General features: G+C 35.3%; 17 protein-coding genes. 14 read left to right on the top strand and 3 right to left on the bottom strand.

The window, feature by feature from the left end:
- Positions 1–16: 16 nt before the first annotated feature.
- The 8 genes from recG to AC23L6_RS05635 all read left to right on the top strand — a co-directional run bounded on the left by recG (position 17) and on the right by AC23L6_RS05635 (position 9,968).
- Positions 17–2,155, top strand: coding sequence for an ATP-dependent DNA helicase RecG (gene recG, locus AC23L6_RS05600; RefSeq protein ID WP_487561002.1), 2,139 nt, complete (start codon positions 17–19; stop codon positions 2,153–2,155).
- A 12-nt stretch (positions 2,156–2,167) separates the two neighbouring features.
- Positions 2,168–3,031, top strand: a complete 864-nt coding sequence (locus AC23L6_RS05605) for a bestrophin family protein (RefSeq protein WP_487561001.1) — start codon at positions 2,168–2,170, stop codon at positions 3,029–3,031.
- 265 nt (positions 3,032–3,296) lie between these two features.
- On the top strand, positions 3,297–4,724 hold the full coding sequence (locus tag AC23L6_RS05610; protein WP_487561000.1) for an L-serine ammonia-lyase: 1,428 nt from the start codon (positions 3,297–3,299) through the stop codon (positions 4,722–4,724).
- A gap of 154 nt (positions 4,725–4,878) precedes the next feature.
- Entirely contained in the window at positions 4,879–5,697 is an 819-nt protein-coding gene (panB, locus tag AC23L6_RS05615) for a 3-methyl-2-oxobutanoate hydroxymethyltransferase (protein ID WP_487560999.1), read from the top strand.
- Between the two features lie 35 nt (positions 5,698–5,732).
- Entirely contained in the window at positions 5,733–6,428 is a 696-nt protein-coding gene (locus AC23L6_RS05620; protein WP_487560998.1) for an RluA family pseudouridine synthase, read from the top strand.
- Positions 6,429–6,499: 71 nt separating this feature from the next.
- A complete protein-coding gene (locus AC23L6_RS05625) occupies positions 6,500–7,840 on the top strand; it encodes a DUF5723 family protein (RefSeq protein WP_487560997.1) in 1,341 nt (446 codons plus the stop codon).
- Positions 7,841–7,852: 12 nt separating this feature from the next.
- Entirely contained in the window at positions 7,853–9,181 is a 1,329-nt protein-coding gene (locus tag AC23L6_RS05630; protein WP_487560996.1) for an aldehyde dehydrogenase, read from the top strand.
- A 37-nt stretch (positions 9,182–9,218) separates the two neighbouring features.
- Positions 9,219–9,968, top strand: a complete 750-nt coding sequence (locus AC23L6_RS05635) for a hypothetical protein (protein ID WP_487560995.1) — start codon at positions 9,219–9,221, stop codon at positions 9,966–9,968.
- A gap of 209 nt (positions 9,969–10,177) precedes the next feature.
- Here the strand turns inward: AC23L6_RS05635 and AC23L6_RS05640 are convergent, their stop codons facing one another.
- Positions 10,178–10,354, bottom strand: a complete 177-nt coding sequence (locus AC23L6_RS05640; protein WP_487560994.1) for a hypothetical protein — start codon at positions 10,352–10,354, stop codon at positions 10,178–10,180.
- A gap of 379 nt (positions 10,355–10,733) precedes the next feature.
- Between AC23L6_RS05640 and AC23L6_RS05645 the strand changes: the two genes are divergently transcribed.
- Complete coding sequence (locus AC23L6_RS05645) at positions 10,734–13,589, top strand: PAS domain S-box protein (RefSeq protein WP_487560993.1); 2,856 nt, start codon at positions 10,734–10,736, stop codon at positions 13,587–13,589.
- A gap of 33 nt (positions 13,590–13,622) precedes the next feature.
- Positions 13,623–14,483 (top strand): KPN_02809 family neutral zinc metallopeptidase, encoded by an 861-nt coding sequence (ypfJ, locus tag AC23L6_RS05650; RefSeq protein ID WP_487560992.1) that lies wholly within the window; start codon positions 13,623–13,625, stop codon positions 14,481–14,483.
- A 192-nt stretch (positions 14,484–14,675) separates the two neighbouring features.
- Here ypfJ and AC23L6_RS05655 read toward each other — a convergent pair whose 3' ends face one another.
- Entirely contained in the window at positions 14,676–15,722 is a 1,047-nt protein-coding gene (locus tag AC23L6_RS05655) for an RluA family pseudouridine synthase (protein WP_487560991.1), read from the bottom strand.
- Entirely contained in the window at positions 15,712–16,329 is a 618-nt protein-coding gene (locus AC23L6_RS05660; protein ID WP_487560990.1) for a PASTA domain-containing protein, read from the bottom strand. The genes AC23L6_RS05655 and AC23L6_RS05660 overlap by 11 nt, the downstream gene beginning before the upstream one ends.
- Positions 16,330–16,545: 216 nt before the next feature.
- Here AC23L6_RS05660 and AC23L6_RS05665 point away from each other — a divergent pair, with 216 nt between their 5' ends.
- From AC23L6_RS05665 to AC23L6_RS05680, 4 genes are all read left to right on the top strand, one after another.
- The gene (locus AC23L6_RS05665) at positions 16,546–17,517 is read left to right on the top strand and encodes a D-alanine--D-alanine ligase (RefSeq protein WP_487560989.1); all 972 of its coding nucleotides are present in this window, start codon (positions 16,546–16,548) and stop codon (positions 17,515–17,517) included.
- 43 nt (positions 17,518–17,560) lie between these two features.
- Positions 17,561–17,785, top strand: a complete 225-nt coding sequence (locus AC23L6_RS05670; RefSeq protein WP_487560988.1) for a DUF433 domain-containing protein — start codon at positions 17,561–17,563, stop codon at positions 17,783–17,785.
- 88 nt (positions 17,786–17,873) lie between these two features.
- Positions 17,874–18,329 (top strand): pantetheine-phosphate adenylyltransferase, encoded by a 456-nt coding sequence (gene coaD, locus AC23L6_RS05675; protein WP_487560987.1) that lies wholly within the window; start codon positions 17,874–17,876, stop codon positions 18,327–18,329.
- A 38-nt stretch (positions 18,330–18,367) separates the two neighbouring features.
- Positions 18,368–18,934, top strand: coding sequence for a PhnA domain-containing protein (locus AC23L6_RS05680; protein ID WP_487560986.1), 567 nt, complete (start codon positions 18,368–18,370; stop codon positions 18,932–18,934).
- Positions 18,935–18,948: the final 14 nt, after the last annotated feature.

An 18,948-nucleotide genomic window follows, 5' to 3' on the forward strand; every position in this document is an offset into this window, starting at 1 on the left:
AGTCCAAAAATCTAAGATGTCGAATAATCTTCTTCAAACTCCCATCGAATACCTGAAAGGCGTTGGTCCCAGTCGGGGCGAATTGCTGCGAAAGGAATTGGGGATTCACAAATATGAAGATTTAATCAATTTGTACCCTTATCGCTACATTGACAGAACTCGATATTACAAAGTAAATGAGCTCCAAAATAATGCTGCCGAAGTGCAACTCATTGGTAAAATTATCCACATTAAAACGGTGGAACAAAAACGAGGCAAACGGCTTGTAGCCACTTTCACAGATGAAACGGGTCAAATGGAATTGGTATGGTTTCAAGGGCATAAATGGATTCGGGAAAGTTTGCAACTCAATGTGCCTATAGTAATTTTCGGGAAATGTACTTCGTTCAATGGCATTTTCAACATGGCACATCCCGAAATAGAACTGTTGAAAGAACACGAGCAAAACTTACGCTCTGCCATGCAACCCGTTTATCCATCAACCGAAACGCTAACCAATAGAGGGATATCTAATAGAGTGATTAACAAATTAATGCAGCAATTGTTTCTAGAAACGCAAGGTCTATTCACAGAAACACTTCCTGAGTATTTACTAAACGAATTAAAATTAATTCCAAAAAAAACTGCAGTATTCAACATTCATTTTCCTACCAACGCAGAGGCTTTAGCCAAAGCCCAATTCCGATTGAAATTTGAAGAACTATTCTTTATTCAATTGCAATTGATTACCAAAAACCTCATCCGAAAACAAAAAATAAAAGGACATCCTTTTACACATGTAGGCGAGTATTTTAATGATTTCTTTCAAAACCATTTGCCTTTTGGTTTAACCAATGCTCAAAAGCGCGTGCTCAAAGAAATCCGAAATGACATGGGCAATCCCGCACAAATGAATCGTTTATTGCAAGGCGATGTAGGTTCTGGAAAAACGATTGTCGCTTTTATGAGCATGCTTTTGGCTCTGGACAATGGCTTTCAATCCTGCTTGATGGCTCCCACAGAAATTCTGGCCAATCAACATTTTATTGGTTTGTCCGAATTGGTAAAAAATTTAAATATCAACATTAAAATACTAACGGGTTCTACCAAAACCACCGAGAAAAAAAATATTCACGAAGAACTCGAAAATGGCAGTTTGAATATCCTTATTGGTACGCACGCCTTGTTGGAAGATAAAGTACAATTTCAGAATTTAGGACTTGCTATTATAGACGAGCAGCACCGATTTGGTGTAGAACAGCGCTCTAAATTATGGAAAAAGGGAAGCAGCCTCCCCTCTGGGGAGGTTGGAGGGGCTACTATTCCTCCTCATGTTTTAGTCATGACTGCTACTCCTATCCCACGAACGTTAGCCATGAGTTTGTACGGCGATTTGGATATTTCGGTAATTGATGAATTACCACCGGGACGAAAGCCGATTCAAACCGTACATCGCTTTGACAGTAACCGATTGAAAGTATGGAAATTCATTCGAGATGAAATTGCAAAAGGCAGACAAATTTATATTGTGTATCCATTGATTCAAGAATCGGAAAAAATGGATTTCAAAGACTTGATGGACGGTTATGAGAGTATTTCTAGAGATTTTCCCTTGCCTCAATACGCTATTTCTATCGTTCATGGCAAAATGAAACCCGCCGATAAAGATGCAGAAATGAAACGCTTTGCCGAGGGAAAAACCAATATTATGGTAGCGACAACCGTGATTGAAGTGGGCGTTAATATTCCCAATGCTAGTGTAATGATTATTGAAAGCGCAGAGCGTTTTGGCTTGTCACAACTGCATCAATTACGTGGTCGTGTGGGTCGTGGTGCTGAACAAAGTTATTGTATACTAATGACCTCGCACAAACTATCTAGTGATACCAAAACCCGAATAGAGACCATGTGTCGCACCAATGATGGTTTCGAAATTGCCGAAGTAGATTTGAAATTGCGTGGTCCTGGCGACATAATGGGAACCCAACAAAGCGGTGTACTTAGTCTAAAAATTGCCGACATTGTTCGTGACAAGGACATCTTACTCTTAGCCAGACATCATGCTGTAAAACTATTAAAAGACGACGCCCCAATGCAAAAACCAGAACACGCTGCTTTAAGAGTTGCTTTTATGGAATTGTCTAAAAAGAAAACGATTTGGAATTATATTAGCTAAAATTATTACAAAATGATATCCTACAACACCAAAGATTGGTTCACCTTTATTTTTCGGTTTCATAAAGCCGATACGTTTAGAACGTTATTTCCAATAATGATAGCCATTGGGATTTATTCAGGAATTGTTGGCTACATGGAAGTAGAATATTGGCAGCTAACCGAAAAAAGCTATATCAAAAACATTACTATCATGCATGGCATGTTAGGATTTGTTATTTCATTATTACTTGTTTTTAGAACCAATACGGCATACGATCGCTGGTGGGAAGGAAGAAAAATGTGGGGCGCATTAGTTAATAACAGTCGAAATTTTGCTTTGAAGCTTGCGGTAATCATAAAAGATGAAAAAGAGAGACAATATTTCAAAAAGATAATTCCCACTTATGCAGCAGTCTTGCATCAGCACTTAAGTAATGATGAAACGAGTTTGCAATTATTTGATGATGTCGATTTAGAAATTAATCATCATTTGCATCAGCCCAATCAAGTAGCCAAAAAGATGTTTCAAAAAGTAAATGATTTGTATGAAACCCAAAAAATATCGGGTGACCAATTGATTATTTTGAACACCGAGATTCAATCGTTTACAGATATTTGTGGTGCTTGTGAACGCATAAAAAACACCCCTATTCCCTACTCCTACAGTGCTTTTATCAAGAAATTTATTTTCTTTTATGTGATGACCTTGCCTTTCGGATATTCCTTTAGTTTGGGGTATTACACAGCGCCAGTTGTCGTTTTTATCTTTTATGTTTTGGCCAGTTTAGAGCTTATTGCCGAAGAAATTGAAGACCCTTTTGGAGGAGATGCCAATGATTTGCCTACCCAAAAAATATCAGAAAATATCAAAAAGCATATAGAAGAATTGATGTAACTACAAAAACATTGTAATGATTACCCGTTGGGTATAATTAGTTTTTGATGAAAATTTTTCGTCAGTTCGAGTGATTTTTGATAAAAAATCGTATCGAAAACAAGAAAAATTTCATTAAAAACGATTCTCGATACCTGCCTGTGGCAGACAGGCATTTTTTGTTCCGTCCCGAAGCGTCGGGACTGCACAAAAAATACTCGAATTGACGTTTTTAATAATTACACCCAACGGGTTAATGATTATATTTGTGTAAAACAATAACACCATGGAAGAATGTATCTCCGTTTTTGATATGCTAAAAATAGGTGTCGGACCATCGAGTTCACATACCTTAGGACCATGGCGTGCTGCGGAGCGTTTTCTATCGGAATTGCGAAATCAGAAGATAATTGCACAGACCGATCGAATTCAAATCGATTTATACGGTTCGTTATCATTAACAGGAAAAGGTCATGCTACTGATTTAGCCATAATGCTGGGACTGAGCGGACAAGATCCTGAAACCATCCCTGTTCAAAATATTAATGGAATCATTCAATCCATCAAAGAGAAAAATGAAATTTATTTGGGAGAGGAACGTTGTATTCCTTTTCATTTTTCAGAAGATATTATTTTCAACAAGAACTTTCTTCCTTTTCATGCAAATGCGTTGACTTTTACCGCTTTTTTAGCTGATACAACAGCGTACTCCGCAACTTATTATTCCATTGGTGGTGGATTTGTTGTCAAAGAAGAACGAGTGAATGCCAAGAAGAAACTAGAATTAAAATGTGCCTTCCCCTTCCCAATTCAAAATGGAGAAGAACTATTAAACTACACCCGACAAGAACAGAAATCCATTTCAGAAATCGTATATGAGAATGAAAAATCGATGCGTTCCGAAGTTGAAATTCATAACGAACTGATGCGCATTTGGGAGACTATGCTGGAATGTATGTACATAGGATGTCACACAGAAGGAATTCTACCTGGAGGATTGAACGTTCATAGAAGGGCTTTTGATTTACATCAGGGATTGATTGGTTTGTCCCATTATAAAACACCACAAGAATGGTTACAGCAAATTAGAAAAACTGAAGTTAAATTTCGGCAAATTTTAAAATGGGTGTCTTGTTTTGCACTGGCTGTAAATGAAGTGAATGCCTCCTTAGGTCGGGTGGTTACCGCTCCAACAAATGGCAGTGCAGGTGTAATTCCAGCCGTTTTAATGTATTATCTAGTGATTGAAAATCATCAATCGGGCGAAAAAGAAATCAAGCAGTTTTTGATGGTGGCGGGAGAAATTGGCAGTATTTTCAAAAAAGGCTCCACCATTTCAGCGGCAATGGGTGGTTGTCAGGCAGAAATTGGCGTTTCCAGTGCTATGGCTGCTGGAGCATTATGCGAACTAATGGGCGGAAGCCCTGACCAAGTATTGATGGCAGCCGAAATCGCTATGGAGCACCATTTAGGATTAACCTGTGACCCTATAGGTGGTTTGGTTCAAATTCCTTGTATCGAACGAAATACCATGGGAGCCATCAAAGCCATACATGCAGCTGAGCTCGCTGTTGAATCGGATGCCAAAAATGCCAAAGTTAGCCTTGACGAAGTAGTCAATACCATGTGGCAAACGGCTAGAGATATGAATTCCAAATACAAGGAAACATCCGAAGGAGGACTGGCTGTCGCGGTGAATATGTCGGATTGTTAAATTATATCCTTCAATTAATCCATTGTCAAGATATTGCTTGTGCTAATTTTACATCAAAATAAACTAAAATAGTTCACCACAAAAACATTATCCAACAAATAGTATATCAAGACAAATACTATTTTCTTACTTTTACCAAATCAAATTGTAAAAAATGTCAGTATCCAAAAAAGATTACAAAAGAATTACTACCAAGTCATTGATAGAAATGAAAGCCGCTGGAGAAAAAATCTCTATGCTTACAGCCTATGACTACACAATGGCAAAAATTGTAGATACTGCTGGAGTAGATGTCATCCTTGTTGGTGATTCTGCTTCTAATGTGATGGCGGGACACGAGACCACTTTGCCTATTACTCTCGATCAAATGATTTACCATGCTTCAGGTGTGGTGCGAGGAATAGAACGGGCATTGGTTGTAGTGGATTTGCCTTTTGGAAGCTATCAATCTGATGCTAGAGAGGCTTTACGTTCTGCCATTAGAATTATGAAAGAAAGCGGTGGCCATGCTGTAAAATTAGAAGGGGGGAAAGAAATTAAGGATTCCATCAAAAAGATATTAAACGCTGGAATTCCAGTCATGGGACACTTGGGACTAACACCACAATCCATATACAAATTTGGAACCTACACCGTTCGAGCCAAAGAGGATGAAGAAGCTGAAAAATTAATGACTGACGCCATAATGCTTGAAAAATTAGGTTGTTTTGCCATAGTTGTCGAAAAAATTCCAGCTGCCTTAGCTGAAAGAGTAGCAAAAAGTATTTCAATTCCCGTGATTGGCATTGGTGCTGGTGGCGGAGTAGATGGTCAGGTTCTTGTTATTCACGACATGTTGGGTATGAATAATGAATTTAGTCCTAGATTCCTGAGACGCTACATGAACCTTTTTGAAGATATGACAAAAGCTATTGGTCAGTATGTTACAGATGTAAAATCTACTGATTTCCCAAATGAAAAAGAGCAGTATTAGTTTTTAGTATTCAGTGTTCAGTAAACAAAAAACCAGTGTCTGACAAAATCCTATCTAATAAAAATAATCTCCAAATTCTTCACGAAGACAATCATATTATTGTAATCAACAAGCGTGTGGGCGATATTGTTCAAGGCGATAAAACTGGAGATAAACCTCTAAGTGACATTGTAAAAGAATACATCAAAGACAAATACAAAAAACCAGGAGAAGTGTTTCTGGGAGTCATTCATAGACTTGACCGTCCCACCAGCGGCATCGTGGTTTTTGCTAGAACCAGTAAGGCACTAGCCCGAATGAATGAAATGTTTAGCAAAAGAGAAACCCAAAAAACCTACTGGGCTATTGTTAAAAATAAACCCGCAAAAAACCAAGACCAACTTGTTCATTACCTTAAACGCAACGAAAAAAACAATACCTCAAAAGCGCATGTAAAAGAAGTTCCTGACAGTAAGATAGCTAGTTTAGACTATACCATCATCAAAGAACTTACTTCCTATTTTGCCTTAGAAATTAATCTGCACACGGGACGTCATCACCAAATTAGAGCGCAACTTGCTGCTATTGGCTCACCTATAAAAGGAGATTTAAAATATGGCTTTGACCGAAGCAATCCTGATGGCGGTATCCATTTGCACGCCAGAAAATTGGTTTTTACTCATCCGGTTTCTAAAGAAAATCTAGAAATTATTGCTTCTACACCAAATGATGCAATTTGGAACGCTATTTAAAAAAAAACAGTAACTTTACGTTTTACGTTCTAGTTCAACACCAAAAGCTACACCAACTAAACTTTTAAATTATGAAACAGCTATTTCTAATTTCTTGCACATTATTATTTTTAAATGCCACTGCCCAAGATCACTTTGGAGGTATTACCACCTCTAAGCGAGTGGGAATTCTAAATGTTGGAATGAATCCATCAGAATTATCCAATTTAAAATCAAAATTCGAAGTGCAACTTTTTTCAACAAGCATCAACGTTGCTAATGATAAGATTGGATTTAAAGATATTACCAGTGACACCAATCTCGAAAACTTAATCTTTCAAGGTAATAAACCCGTAAATTTTAATATTGATACCGAATTTATGGGTCCTGGATTTGCAATGAAGGTTTTAAAATGGGGATTTGCCATTACCACTAAAGGTCACATAAAAGCCGATATTGTTGATGTCGACACCAATCTTGGTGCCGCATTAACCAATAGTACTATTAATTCTTCTGCTGATGGTGTGACCATTACCAATACATCAAACCAACGAATAAATTCAACCTCTTGGGGTGAAGTAGGATTTTCGGCAGCACATAAAATATTTGAAAACGACAAAAACATAATAAATGCTGGGGTGACCTTGAAACTTTTATTCCCTGGGTCTTTCGCCAATGTCGGTACAGGAGATTTTAATGGAACCATTACTACTGATAACAATGGGGATTTAATTCTTACCAATGCCAATGCTTACTTGAACATTGCCTATTCAGGAAGTTTAGGAAATAGTTTTTCTGATACTAGTGATTATACCCAATCTGTTTTTGGTAATTTAAATGGATTAGCAACTGATATAGGTATCAACTATCAACTAAAAGATGGTGATAAGAGCTATAAATTAAAAATTGGTGCTGCCATAAAAAACATGGGAAACATGACTTTTAAAGGCGATGATAATGTATCTAAAAATTACACATTGAAAGTTGATGAAAAAGGTTTTAATCTTAGTGATTTCGATAATGTAAACGGGATTAAAGACATTGAAAACGTATTGATTAATAGTGGTTTTGTTGATCTTAAAAATAGTAAAAAAGATTTTAAAGTAAAATTGCCAACGGTTTTTAATTTGTATGCCGATTTGAAAATTATTTCCAAATTGAATCTTACCCTATTCATGCAACAAAAAATGAATTCCAATAACGGAAACGACCAAATTACAGCACAAAATATGTTTTCTATAACTCCAAGAGTTTCACTAGGCTATTTTGAAGCCTATGTTCCTGTTTCATTCAATGAAGTATCAGGAACAACTGGCGGTATTGGATTTAGATTGGGAGGATTTTTTATTGGCTCAAACTCCATCCTAACTGCTGTGGCTTCAGATAGTAAGCAAGCTGATTTTTATACTGGCTTCCGCTGGGGGTTCCTATAAAACTGTTTTTTTATGACCTATAAAACGGATGTTTCTCATAGAAAAGAATCGTTAAAAAAATTATTGCATTCTATTTTAATCCATGAAGAAGCCATTATTGAGGCTTTGTATCAGGATTTTAAAAAATGCCCATTTGAGGCGATTGTAACAGAAACCAACTATGTTATTGCTGATTTAAAACATACCTTAAAGAACATCGATTCATGGGCTAAACCAAAGAGAATATTTCCTTCCATTTTAAATTTCCCTTCTCAGGATTTTATCTACAGTGAACCCTATGGGAATGTCTTAATTATAGCGCCCTGGAATTATCCTTTCCATTTGGCATTGTGCCCGCTAATAGCAGCAGTAGCAGCAGGAAACCAAGTGGTGGTAAAACCTTCAGAATTGACTCCTAACACATCTGCAATTATCAAAAAAATTCTGAGTCAATCTTTTGACATCCATCTTGTTGAAGTAATTGAAGGAGGTGTAGAAACTGCTACAAAACTATTAGCTCAGCGATGGGATTACATTTTTTTTACTGGAAGTGTCGAAGTAGGCAAAATTGTAGCTCAATCGGCAGCAAAATTTCTAACGCCCATTACCCTAGAACTTGGCGGAAAAAACCCTTGTATCATTGATGATTCAGCCGAATTACAATTGGCGGCCAAAAGGATTGTATGGGGCAAATTTGTAAATGCCGGGCAAACCTGTATTGCTCCAGATTATATTTTAGTTCATGCCAATGTAAAAGAAGAATTTATTTCTTTACTAAAAAATGAGATTAAAAATGCCTACGGAAAAAATCCCGAATTATCTCCTGATTTCCCGAGAATTATTAACCACAAAAACTGGCAACGTCTTTCGGAAATGTTGCAGAACAATACGATTCTATTTGGAGGACAAACTAACGAGGAAGCACTTTACATAGGTCCAACATTAATTGATGAACCATCAGAAAATCACGCGATAATGAAGAGTGAAATATTTGGTCCTTTGTTGCCTATCATCGCATTTAGCAACGAAGAGGATATTCAAAAAAGAATTTCAAAATATGAAAAGCCACTCGCTTTGTATGTTTTTTCAAAAAATTCTAGGTTTTCCAAGAAGATAATCCAAAACTATTCCTTTGGTGGTGGATGTATCAACGATACCATGATTCACTTTGCCAACAGACGATTGCCTTTTGGAGGTGTAGGACATTCAGGGATTGGGTCGTATCACGGTCGATTTGGTTTTGACACCTTTACTCATAAAAAATCTATTGTAAAAAAGAGTACTTGGATAGATATTCCCATCAGATATGCTCCATATAAAGACAAAATAAATTTTGTTAGAAAACTATTGAAATGGTTGTAAATTAGAACCAATTACTATTAACTTAAAAACTAAAGAAATGCCAACAACAACAGAAAAAATTTCCGCAATCAAAGAAAACGGTTTAGACATTGATTTCAGTAGAATATTTGAAAATGCTTTAGAGAATTATAAAAAAACAGCATTGATTTCTGGAATAGCTTTATTATTATTCATTCTCTTTATAGCTCTAGTAACAATTGGGCTTGTCGTCGTTTTCTATGGATTTAGTGCTATCTCTGAAAATATGGATTCCATGAATCCACAGCATCTTTCAGGCGTTGCTATCATAATTTATATTGGAATTATTGGATTAATTTCAGGTTTGGCAAGTCCTTTTACAGCGGGTCTTTTTAAAATAGCTCATTGTGCCGATACTGACACTGATTTTTCCTTAGGTACCGTTTTCGAATATTATTTTTCCCCTCATTTCAAGGAACTCTTTATAGCATCAACACTAATTGCCGTTGTTGGTACTGGTATAAATAGTTTGCTAGAAAGTTTTGGAATACGATTTTTAGGAATTATCATAACCTATGTCATTGCAATCTTTACTTTTCTAGTAATTCCTTTAATTATTTTCGGAAATCTTAAGGCAATTGAGGCAATCAAAGGAAGTTGTACTATTGTATCCAAACAGTTTTTTATCATATTAGGCTTAGTAATTGTAGCTGTAATAATAGCCTTCCTAGGACTTATCGGCTTTTGTATTGGAATATTCTTTACCCTTCCATTCATCTATTCGATGTATTATTCTATTTATAAAGATAGTATTGGATTTGATGAATAAACCCAAACTCAAATTAATAGCAAAATAATACATTCTATATTAAAAATAATTTCTTAAATTTCTAAACTTAAATTACAATTTAAAGTATATAAAATGGACTAAATTACCTTTATGTCATTTCAAAATTAGATTTAGATGTATCAATTTTAGTTTATTTTTTTTCATAAAACTCTGGTTTTCATGTTTATAAAAAACTTTCAAATGTTCAATCAGTCTATTCTGGATAGTACCACCCTATTCCTTTTTATACTAATAGTGATTGGTTTAGGAATTATTTTAATATACAACATCGTTAAAATCCGCTCCATCATAAACGACAAGTTTGAAGAAAAATCATCTGAAGCTGAATCAACCAATAAAGAGTACCAATTGTATCCTTTATTCATAGGATTACTTTTACCAATTATTGAAATTAGCTTTGAAATTTTCAATGTAAGACAAAAAAGTCTGCTGCTAATAAACTGTAGTATAGGGATATTTTTTATACTGCTCTATTTGGTTAGTAAAAAAATTGAATTTGTATTTCGACGAATGCGAATCATTTTCATCACTTTATTCTTTTTATATTTTTGCTTTGTATCGCGAAATATTATTCATCAGAACTTTAACCTTATAAGTATTATTGGATTCATTATCTTTTATTTCTTTTCCTATGATATTTTAAAATCAATAAAGTTATATTCCATTTTTTCTGGATTTATTTTCTGTTATATTTTTTTCCTATTTACTTATCATAAAACACAGCTAAAACTAAACGTTATTTTATTGAACTTTTCAGTAATTGTTTTGGTTATCAATTACATGAGAGACGTTATGTCTCAGAATACTAGAAATAAATTTCGGTTTTTGAATGAAATTATTAATAAAGGAAATACACTCACCATTGCTACTAACAAAAAAGGAGAAGTTACATTTTGTAGCGAAACCATAATTGATATTTTAGGATACACCCAAGAGGAAGTTAAAGGATTGAACTTTTGGATTCTAACCGAAGACCCCGATTTTATTGGAGAAGATTATCATATTGATTATAAAGATGACCGATTACATGTAAGAAAACTGAAATGTAAAAACGGCGAATACAAATACATCCAATGGAAAGATAAAAAATTTTCAAAGGATTTAATCATAGGAATTGGTCAAGATGTTACCAACGAGCATCGCATTCAAAATCAATACAAAAATCTTATTCAAAGTGCTACCGACATCATTTTTGAAGTAGATGATGATGGCAATTTTATTTTTGTTAATGATTTTACCATCAAAGTTCTAGGCTATTCTGAAAATGAAATTCTACACAAGAACTATTCTGAATTTATCCACAAAGATTATGTGGAAAAAATCATGCAATTCTATCAAAATTTAGATGGCAAAGAAGATAATTTCCCCACGACAGAATTTCCGTTAATGAAAAAAAATGGCGAAGAATTGTGGGTCTCTCAAAGGGTAATTATTCGCAGAAATGATTTAAATGAAATTATTGGATATTCTGGTATTGCTCGTGATATTTCTATTATTAAAAATATCGAGAAAGAACGAATTAAAAGACAGGAAAAGATTCAAAAGTACAATGAAACACTCAAAGATTTTACAGCAAAGAGCTATTCGAGCTACGAAAGTTTTGATACTTTACTAAAAAATATTCTCGAAATTACAACCAAAACATTAGGAGTACATAGAGCCAGCTACTGGGATTATTTTCCTAACGAAATTAGATGTCTCAATTTATACAACGCTAACACTAATGGATTTGAAAAAGGGATTATCCTTACAAAAAAACAATATCCAAACTATTTTTCAATCATAGAAAACGAAGAACAAATTGTCTCTTCAAACGTCTATTCTGACCAAACAACTCAAGAACTTTGTATCGATTATATTCCAGAAAATGAAATTGCGTCATTACTTGACACTCCTGTTTTTATCAATGGAGAATTGAAAGGCATTATCTGTTTTGAAACTATCAAAGAAAGTAAAAATTGGGATAATGAAGATATCAGTTTTGCTAGGTCGGTATCTGATTTGATTGTCATAGCTTTAGAATCACAAATGCGTTTGGAGAGCGAAGAAAAATTCCGATTGCTCGCAAACAATATTCCTGGAACAGCCTATTTATCTAAATTTGATGAAAACGCAACAAAAATTTATCTGAACGATAAAATTGAGATATTGACAGGATATCCGAGAGCAGACTTCGTCGAACATCATCTTTCCTTCCTTTCATTAATTCATCCCGATGATAAAGAGCGGGTTTTAAATGAACAAAAAAGTAGTTTAGAAACACGAACTCCTTTTCATTCGGTATATAGAATCAAAAGAAAAAGTGGCGAATATATTTGGGTAGAAGAATTTGGTGGCTTCATTATGAAAAATAATGTCATTGAATTCACGGTTGGAATTTATTTTGACATTACCAAACAAAAAGAATCTGAAGATGCAATAAAAGCTAAGGAATATGCCGTTGCAGCAAATAAAGCCAAGTCTGAATTCTTGGCCAACATGAGTCATGAAATTCGAACTCCACTCAATGGAATCATTGGTTTTACCGATTTGCTGATGAATACCAAATTAGAAGATTTTCAAAAACAGTATATGAACACCATCAATCAATCGGCTAATTCGCTGATGAGTGTGGTGTGTGATATTCTAGATTTCTCTAAAATTGAATCCGGAAAACTGGAACTCCATATCGAAAAATACAATGTTATTGACTTGTGTAATCAGGTGATAGAACTAATAGAATACGAGGCCAAATCAAAAGACATTGAAGTAATTCTCGACATCAAGGAAGATGTTCCAAAATCCATTTCTGCAGATTACATCCGACTGAAACAAATTTTAATCAACTTGTTGAGCAACGCACTAAAATTTACCGAAAAAGGAAAAATCGAGTTAACCATCTCACTGCTAGCATCCGAAAACAAAAAAAGCAAATTGCGATTTATGGTTAAGGATACCGGTATTGGAATTAAAAAAGCCAATCAGGAAAAAATCTTTCAGGCTTTTTCGCAAGAAGACAATTCCATGACCAAAAAATTTGGTGGAACAGGATTAGGATTGACCATTTCTAATCAATTATTGAATTTAATGGAAAGTCATTTACAACTGGAAAGCGAATTCGGAAAAGGAAGCTGCTTTTTCTTTGATGTCGAATTCCTAAGTTCTAAAAACAGTGTAAAAAGTCAAAACGAAAAAAATACTGCTGAAACTTCAGGAAAAGAATTGAACACTAAAAATCAACTCAAAAATGAACATATCCTAGTACTCATAGTAGAAGACAATAAAATCAATATGCTTTTAGCAAAAACTCTGATTAAACAAATTATACCACACTGCACTATTTTTGAAGCAGCTGATGGCATTGAAGCCATTGAACAATTTAAAAAAACCAATCCAAGCATCATTTTCATGGACATACAAATGCCTGAAATGAATGGCTATGAGGCTACCAAAGAAATTCGAAAATTGCAAGAAAAACACATCCCAATAATTGCCCTAACTGCAGGAACTGTTCTCGGAGAAAAAGAAAAATGCATTAACGCTGGAATGGATGATTATGCGTCTAAACCATTTGTAAAGGACACTCTAGAAAAAATTATTTCTAAATGGATTCAACTGTAAACAAATAATATTAAAAAATTAAATCGTATCTATATGAAATGGATTGGTAGAAGACAAAGCGACAATATGGAAGACCGAAGAGGACTTTCAGGAGGCAAAGTAGCTCTCGGAGGCGGTGCTATTGGAATCATTATTTTGTTAATCAACCTTTTTGGTGGACAAAATGCACAACAACTAACACCGCTGTTAGAACAACTACAACAAGGGCAACAAACCGAACAAACGACACAAGAATTATCTCCAGCCGATAAAGAAATGGGAGAATTCGTTAGTACTGTCCTAGCAGACACTGAAGATGTTTGGAAAAAAATATTTGAAGAAAACGGTCTAACCTATGAAGAACCTAAAATGGTATTGTTCAGAAATAATGTTGAAACTGCTTGTGGGTCTGCAACTTCAGCTTCAGGGCCATTTTACTGCCCAGCCGACAAAAAAGTATATATGGATTTGGCCTTTTTTGAAGAACTCAAAACCCGTTTTGGTGCTCAAGGTGGTGACTTCGCCATTGCTTATGTTATTGCCCACGAAGTAGGTCATCATGTACAAAATTTATTGGGAACTTCTACCAAAATGCGCCAATTGCAAGAAGGAAAATCAGAAGCCGAAGCCAATAAACTTTCTGTTGCCTTGGAGCTTCAAGCCGATTTCTTCGCTGGATTATGGACACACTACAATCAAAATCAGAATCAAATGTTAGAATCTGGCGATATTGAAGAAGCTTTGAGTGCCGCCAATGCCGTAGGTGATGATGCCATTCAAAGTAAAATGCAAGGTCATGTGGTACCCGATAGCTTTACGCATGGTACCTCAGAGCAACGCATGTATTGGTTTACTAAAGGATATAAATCAGGAGATATCAATCAAGGAGATACTTTTGCGGAGTTGATGAATTAAATACATTAACCCGTTGGATGTAATTAGTTTTTGATGAAATTTTTCGTCAGTTCGAGTGATTTTTGATAGAAAATCGTATCGAGAACAAGAAAAATTTCATTAAAAACGGTTCTCGATACTTTTTTTGTTCCGTTTTACTGCACAAAAAACACTCGAACTGACGTTTTTAATAATTACGCCTAACGGGTTACATTAATCATTTTCCTCCTCAACCCTATTCGATTTGGAATACCCTCTCCATTTCTCGATGGCATCTTTCATGTCTTGAGGTAATTCGGTATCAAAACGCATCATTTCTCCAGTAACAGGATGGGTAAATCCCAAGGTTTTAGCATGCAGTGCTTGGCGCGGTAGAATTTTAAAACAATTATCTACAAACTGCTTGTATTTGGTAAACGTAGTTCCTTTCAAAATTAAATCGCCTCCATAACGGGCGTCGTTGAACAAGGGATGTCCTATGTGTTTCATGTGAACACGAATTTGATGTGTTCTTCCCGTTTCCAATACACATGAAACCAAAGTCACATAGCCAAATCGCTCCAACACTTTATAATGTGTTATTGCAGGTTTCCCAATTTCAGGGTCGGCAAAAACGGCCATTTGCATTCTATCCTTTAGATGTCGGGCAATATTGCCTTCTATAGTTCCTTCGTCTTCTTTTACATTTCCCCATACGAGAGCAATGTATTCGCGTTCGGACGTTTTCGCTTCAAATTGTTTGGCCAAATGTGTCATTGCTGCTTCAGTTTTAGCAATCACTAAAAGTCCTGTAGTGTCTTTATCAATCCGGTGTACTAATCCTGGGCGTTCACTGCTGTTCATGGGTAGATTATCAAAATGATACGCCAACGCATTGACTAAAGTTCCCGTGTAATTTCCATGACCGGGATGCACCACTAAGCCTGCTGGCTTATTGATGAGCAACAAGGCGTCATCTTCATAAACAATATCTAGTGGAATATTTTCAGGATCAACCCGATTTTCAAATGGCGGATGCGACAACAAGATGCGCACCACATCAAAAGGTTTTACTTTATAATTGGATTTTACTGGAACATCATTCACATAAATGTCTCCTGCACTGGCTGCATTTTGAATTTTATTTCGGGTAGCATTGGGAATCAAATTCATCAAGAACTTATCAATTCGCAACAACAACTGCCCCTTTGGAACATCAAATCTAAAATGTTCGTACAATTCGTCTTCCAAAATGTCCTGATTATCATTTTTATTGTCCATCCACAGGTAGTTCTTCAGTTGCTGGTGCCAAGCTATCCAATTCAGTTTCTTCAAAGCCTACGTTTCCATCTCCAAGAACCAAGTCAATTTTTGAAGATTTGAAGACTTTATCTCCAGGATTTAGTTTCTTTCCATTATGATACATTTCAAGCACCATATCTTTACCTAAATAGGGTTTGTAGGTAATTTTTCCTTCTTCAAGTCCTAATGATTTAAGTGTGGGAATTGCCTGTCGATAGGTTTTCTCAATCAAGTCCGGAATACGAACGGTCTTAAACCCTGATGAATTAATTTTGATATAAATTTTTCTATCTTCTTTTACTTTAGCACCCGGCATTGGGTCTTGGTCTACAACACTGTGTTTTGGAAAATCTTTGTTGTAATCCACGCTATCTAAAAGAACATACTCCAGATTGAGTTCATCGAGTTTTTCTTCTACTTGTTGCTCGCTAAGTTTACGCAAATCAGGAACCGTAATTTCATGACCGTGTTGTGTGGTGTAAGTAATCCAATGCATAAACAAATAGCCTAAAATGGCAATAATCGCGGTAGCAATCAATAGTTGTATGAAAAAAACTCTACTTGTAAGATAATTTCGTAAACTCATATAAAATTTATTTGAAGCAAAGATATAAAAATTGTAGCGGCAATTCAGCTGTCTTTTTTATTGATTTATCTTTTCAACTTTTAAAAAAAGGATTAAATGAAAAACCGTCTCTTGGTTCCAAAAAAAATAATACTTTTGTTAAAAAATATAGGGAATTAACCCTGTTTCAGGAATTTCATCATTAGTATCACTCACAAAAAAGAAAAAGAAAACTGCATGAAAAACATTGCAATCATCATGGGAGGCTACTCCAGCGAATATAAAATTTCACTCATCAGTGGTAATGTCGTTTATAACTATTTAGACAAAACCAAATACACTGGTTTTCGCATTCATATTTTTAAAGAAAAATGGGTGTATGTTGATGACAATGAGGCTGAATTCCCCATGGATAAAAATGATTTTTCTGTGACTGTAAACGGAACCAAAATTACTTTTGATGCGGTTTTTAATGCGATTCATGGCACACCAGGTGAAGATGGTTTGATGCAAGCCTATTTTGAATTACTTCAAATTCCTCAAACCTCTTGCGATTATTATCAATCTGCATTAACGTTCAATAAAAGAGATTTACTCTCGGTTTTAAAACCTTACGGAATAAAAACGGCTACTTCCTATTACCTCAACAAAGGGGAACACATCGATACAAAAGAAATTGTGGACAAGGTGGGATTGCCTTGTTTTGTAAAACCCAATAAATCAGGCTCTAGTTTTGGAATTTCCAAAGTAAAAACTGAAGCGGAATTACCTATTGCTATAGAAGTAGCCTATAAAGAAGATAATGAAATCATCATCGAAAGCTTCCTTGATGGCACTGAGGTTTCTGTTGGTGTGATTAATTACAAAGGCACAATAACTGTTTTACCTATTACCGAAATCGTTTCTGAGAATGATTTCTTTGACTATGAAGCCAAGTATTTAGGAAAATCACAGGAAATCACTCCAGCGCGAATTTCTCCTGAAATGACTGAGAAAGTAAGTGCTATTGCCAAACGTGCTTATGAAGTTTTGAAAATGAAAGGCTTCTCTAGAAGTGAATTCATCATTGTAGATGGCGAACCTCATATGCTAGAAATGAATACCATTCCGGGATTAACCACAGAAAGTTTGATTCCACAACAAGCCAAAGCTGCTGGAATTTCATTAGAAGATTTGTTTACTAACGCTATTGAATTGGCTTTAGGTTAAATAAAACAATTATTTGGTTAACTTTGTGAAAAACGAAATCGTTATGATTGACTACGAACAATATATCGCAATAAATTCTGAAATCCGTTTTGGGAGACCAACTATAATTGGAACAAGAATAACAGTTTTTGATGTTTTAAATTGGTTGGCAAATGGAATCTCTGTAAAAGAAATTATTGAAGACTTTCCAGAGCTTAATGAAAATCAAATCAAGGCCTGTCTTTCTTATGCTGCTGATAGAGAGCATAAAATTCAAATTGCATCGTGAAATTATTGTTTAAAAATAAATTAAAAAATCCGTTAACATCTGCGTTTGAAAATCCGTTTCATCCGAGTTCCATTTTAATATTATAAAAATGAGAAAAGCGATATTCCCTGGTTCATTTGATCCCATTACTTTAGGGCATTATGACATCATTAAAAGAAGTATTCCTTTATTTGATGAAATCATCGTTGCCATTGGTGTCAATGCCGAAAAAAAGTATATGTTTTCTATTGAAGAAAGAACTCGTTTTATAAAGGAAGCCTTTGCCGACGAACCAAAAGTGAGTGTTGTCACTTATGAAGGTCTAACCATCGATTTGTGTCAAAAACTCAAAGCCAATTTCATCCTCCGTGGACTGCGCAACCCAGCAGATTTCGAATTTGAAAAAGCCATAGCGCACACCAATCGTTTATTATCTAAGATTGAAACCGTATTTCTATTAACAGCATCCAAAACGTCTTTTATCAGTTCGAGTATTGTTCGTGATGTGATTCGAAACGGTGGACAATATGAAATATTGGTTCCCGACTCGGTGAAAGTAAAATAAGAACTATTTTAAATAAATATAAAATAAAAGCCATTATAATGAGTATCGAAAGAGAATTAAACAAACGCAGCGGTTCAAAATGTGAACTTTGTGGCGCAACCGAAAACTTAAAAGTGTATACCGTACTTCCGACTAAAAAAGGAGGAATCGATGAAAGTATTTTAGCCTGTACAACCTGCATTGACCAAATAGAAAATCCAGACAAAGTAGATGTCAATCATTGGAGATGTTTGAATGAAAGCATGTGGAGTGAACACCTTCCTGTTCAAGTGGTAGCGTGGAGAATGTTGAGCCGATTGCGCAATCATGAATTACTAGACCAAATGTATTTAGACGAAGATACTCTAGCTTGGGCACAAGCAACGGGAGAAGGCGAGGATGATGACACTAAAATTGTTCACCGTGATAGCAACGGAGTAATTCTTGAACATGGAGATTCTGTAGTTTTAATCAAAGATTTAAAAGTAAAAGGTTCAAGTATGGTGGCTAAGCAAGGAACTGCTGTGCGCAACATCAGACTAGACCATGAAAACGCCGAATACATTGAAGGAAAGGTAGATGGACAGATGATTGTGATTATTACACAGTATGTGAAGAAGATATAAAACTGACACTACAT

It is taken from the genome of Flavobacterium sp. R1_16, assembly GCF_057652095.1.

Coding starts and splice junctions, on each gene's coding strand:
- recG (WP_487561002.1), top strand. CDS start 17: ATGTCGAATAATCTTCTTCAAACTCCCATCGAATACCTGAAAGGCGTT.
- AC23L6_RS05605 (WP_487561001.1), top strand. CDS start 2,168: ATGATATCCTACAACACCAAAGATTGGTTCACCTTTATTTTTCGGTTT.
- AC23L6_RS05610 (WP_487561000.1), top strand. CDS start 3,297: ATGGAAGAATGTATCTCCGTTTTTGATATGCTAAAAATAGGTGTCGGA.
- panB (WP_487560999.1), top strand. CDS start 4,879: ATGTCAGTATCCAAAAAAGATTACAAAAGAATTACTACCAAGTCATTG.
- AC23L6_RS05625 (WP_487560997.1), top strand. CDS start 6,500: ATGAAACAGCTATTTCTAATTTCTTGCACATTATTATTTTTAAATGCC.
- AC23L6_RS05630 (WP_487560996.1), top strand. CDS start 7,853: ATGACCTATAAAACGGATGTTTCTCATAGAAAAGAATCGTTAAAAAAA.
- AC23L6_RS05635 (WP_487560995.1), top strand. CDS start 9,219: ATGCCAACAACAACAGAAAAAATTTCCGCAATCAAAGAAAACGGTTTA.
- AC23L6_RS05640 (WP_487560994.1), bottom strand. CDS start 10,354: ATGAATAAAGGATACAATTGGTACTCTTTATTGGTTGATTCAGCTTCA.
- ypfJ (WP_487560992.1), top strand. CDS start 13,623: ATGAAATGGATTGGTAGAAGACAAAGCGACAATATGGAAGACCGAAGA.
- AC23L6_RS05655 (WP_487560991.1), bottom strand. CDS start 15,722: ATGGACAATAAAAATGATAATCAGGACATTTTGGAAGACGAATTGTAC.
- AC23L6_RS05660 (WP_487560990.1), bottom strand. CDS start 16,329: ATGAGTTTACGAAATTATCTTACAAGTAGAGTTTTTTTCATACAACTA.
- AC23L6_RS05665 (WP_487560989.1), top strand. CDS start 16,546: ATGAAAAACATTGCAATCATCATGGGAGGCTACTCCAGCGAATATAAA.
- AC23L6_RS05670 (WP_487560988.1), top strand. CDS start 17,561: ATGATTGACTACGAACAATATATCGCAATAAATTCTGAAATCCGTTTT.
- coaD (WP_487560987.1), top strand. CDS start 17,874: ATGAGAAAAGCGATATTCCCTGGTTCATTTGATCCCATTACTTTAGGG.
- AC23L6_RS05680 (WP_487560986.1), top strand. CDS start 18,368: ATGAGTATCGAAAGAGAATTAAACAAACGCAGCGGTTCAAAATGTGAA.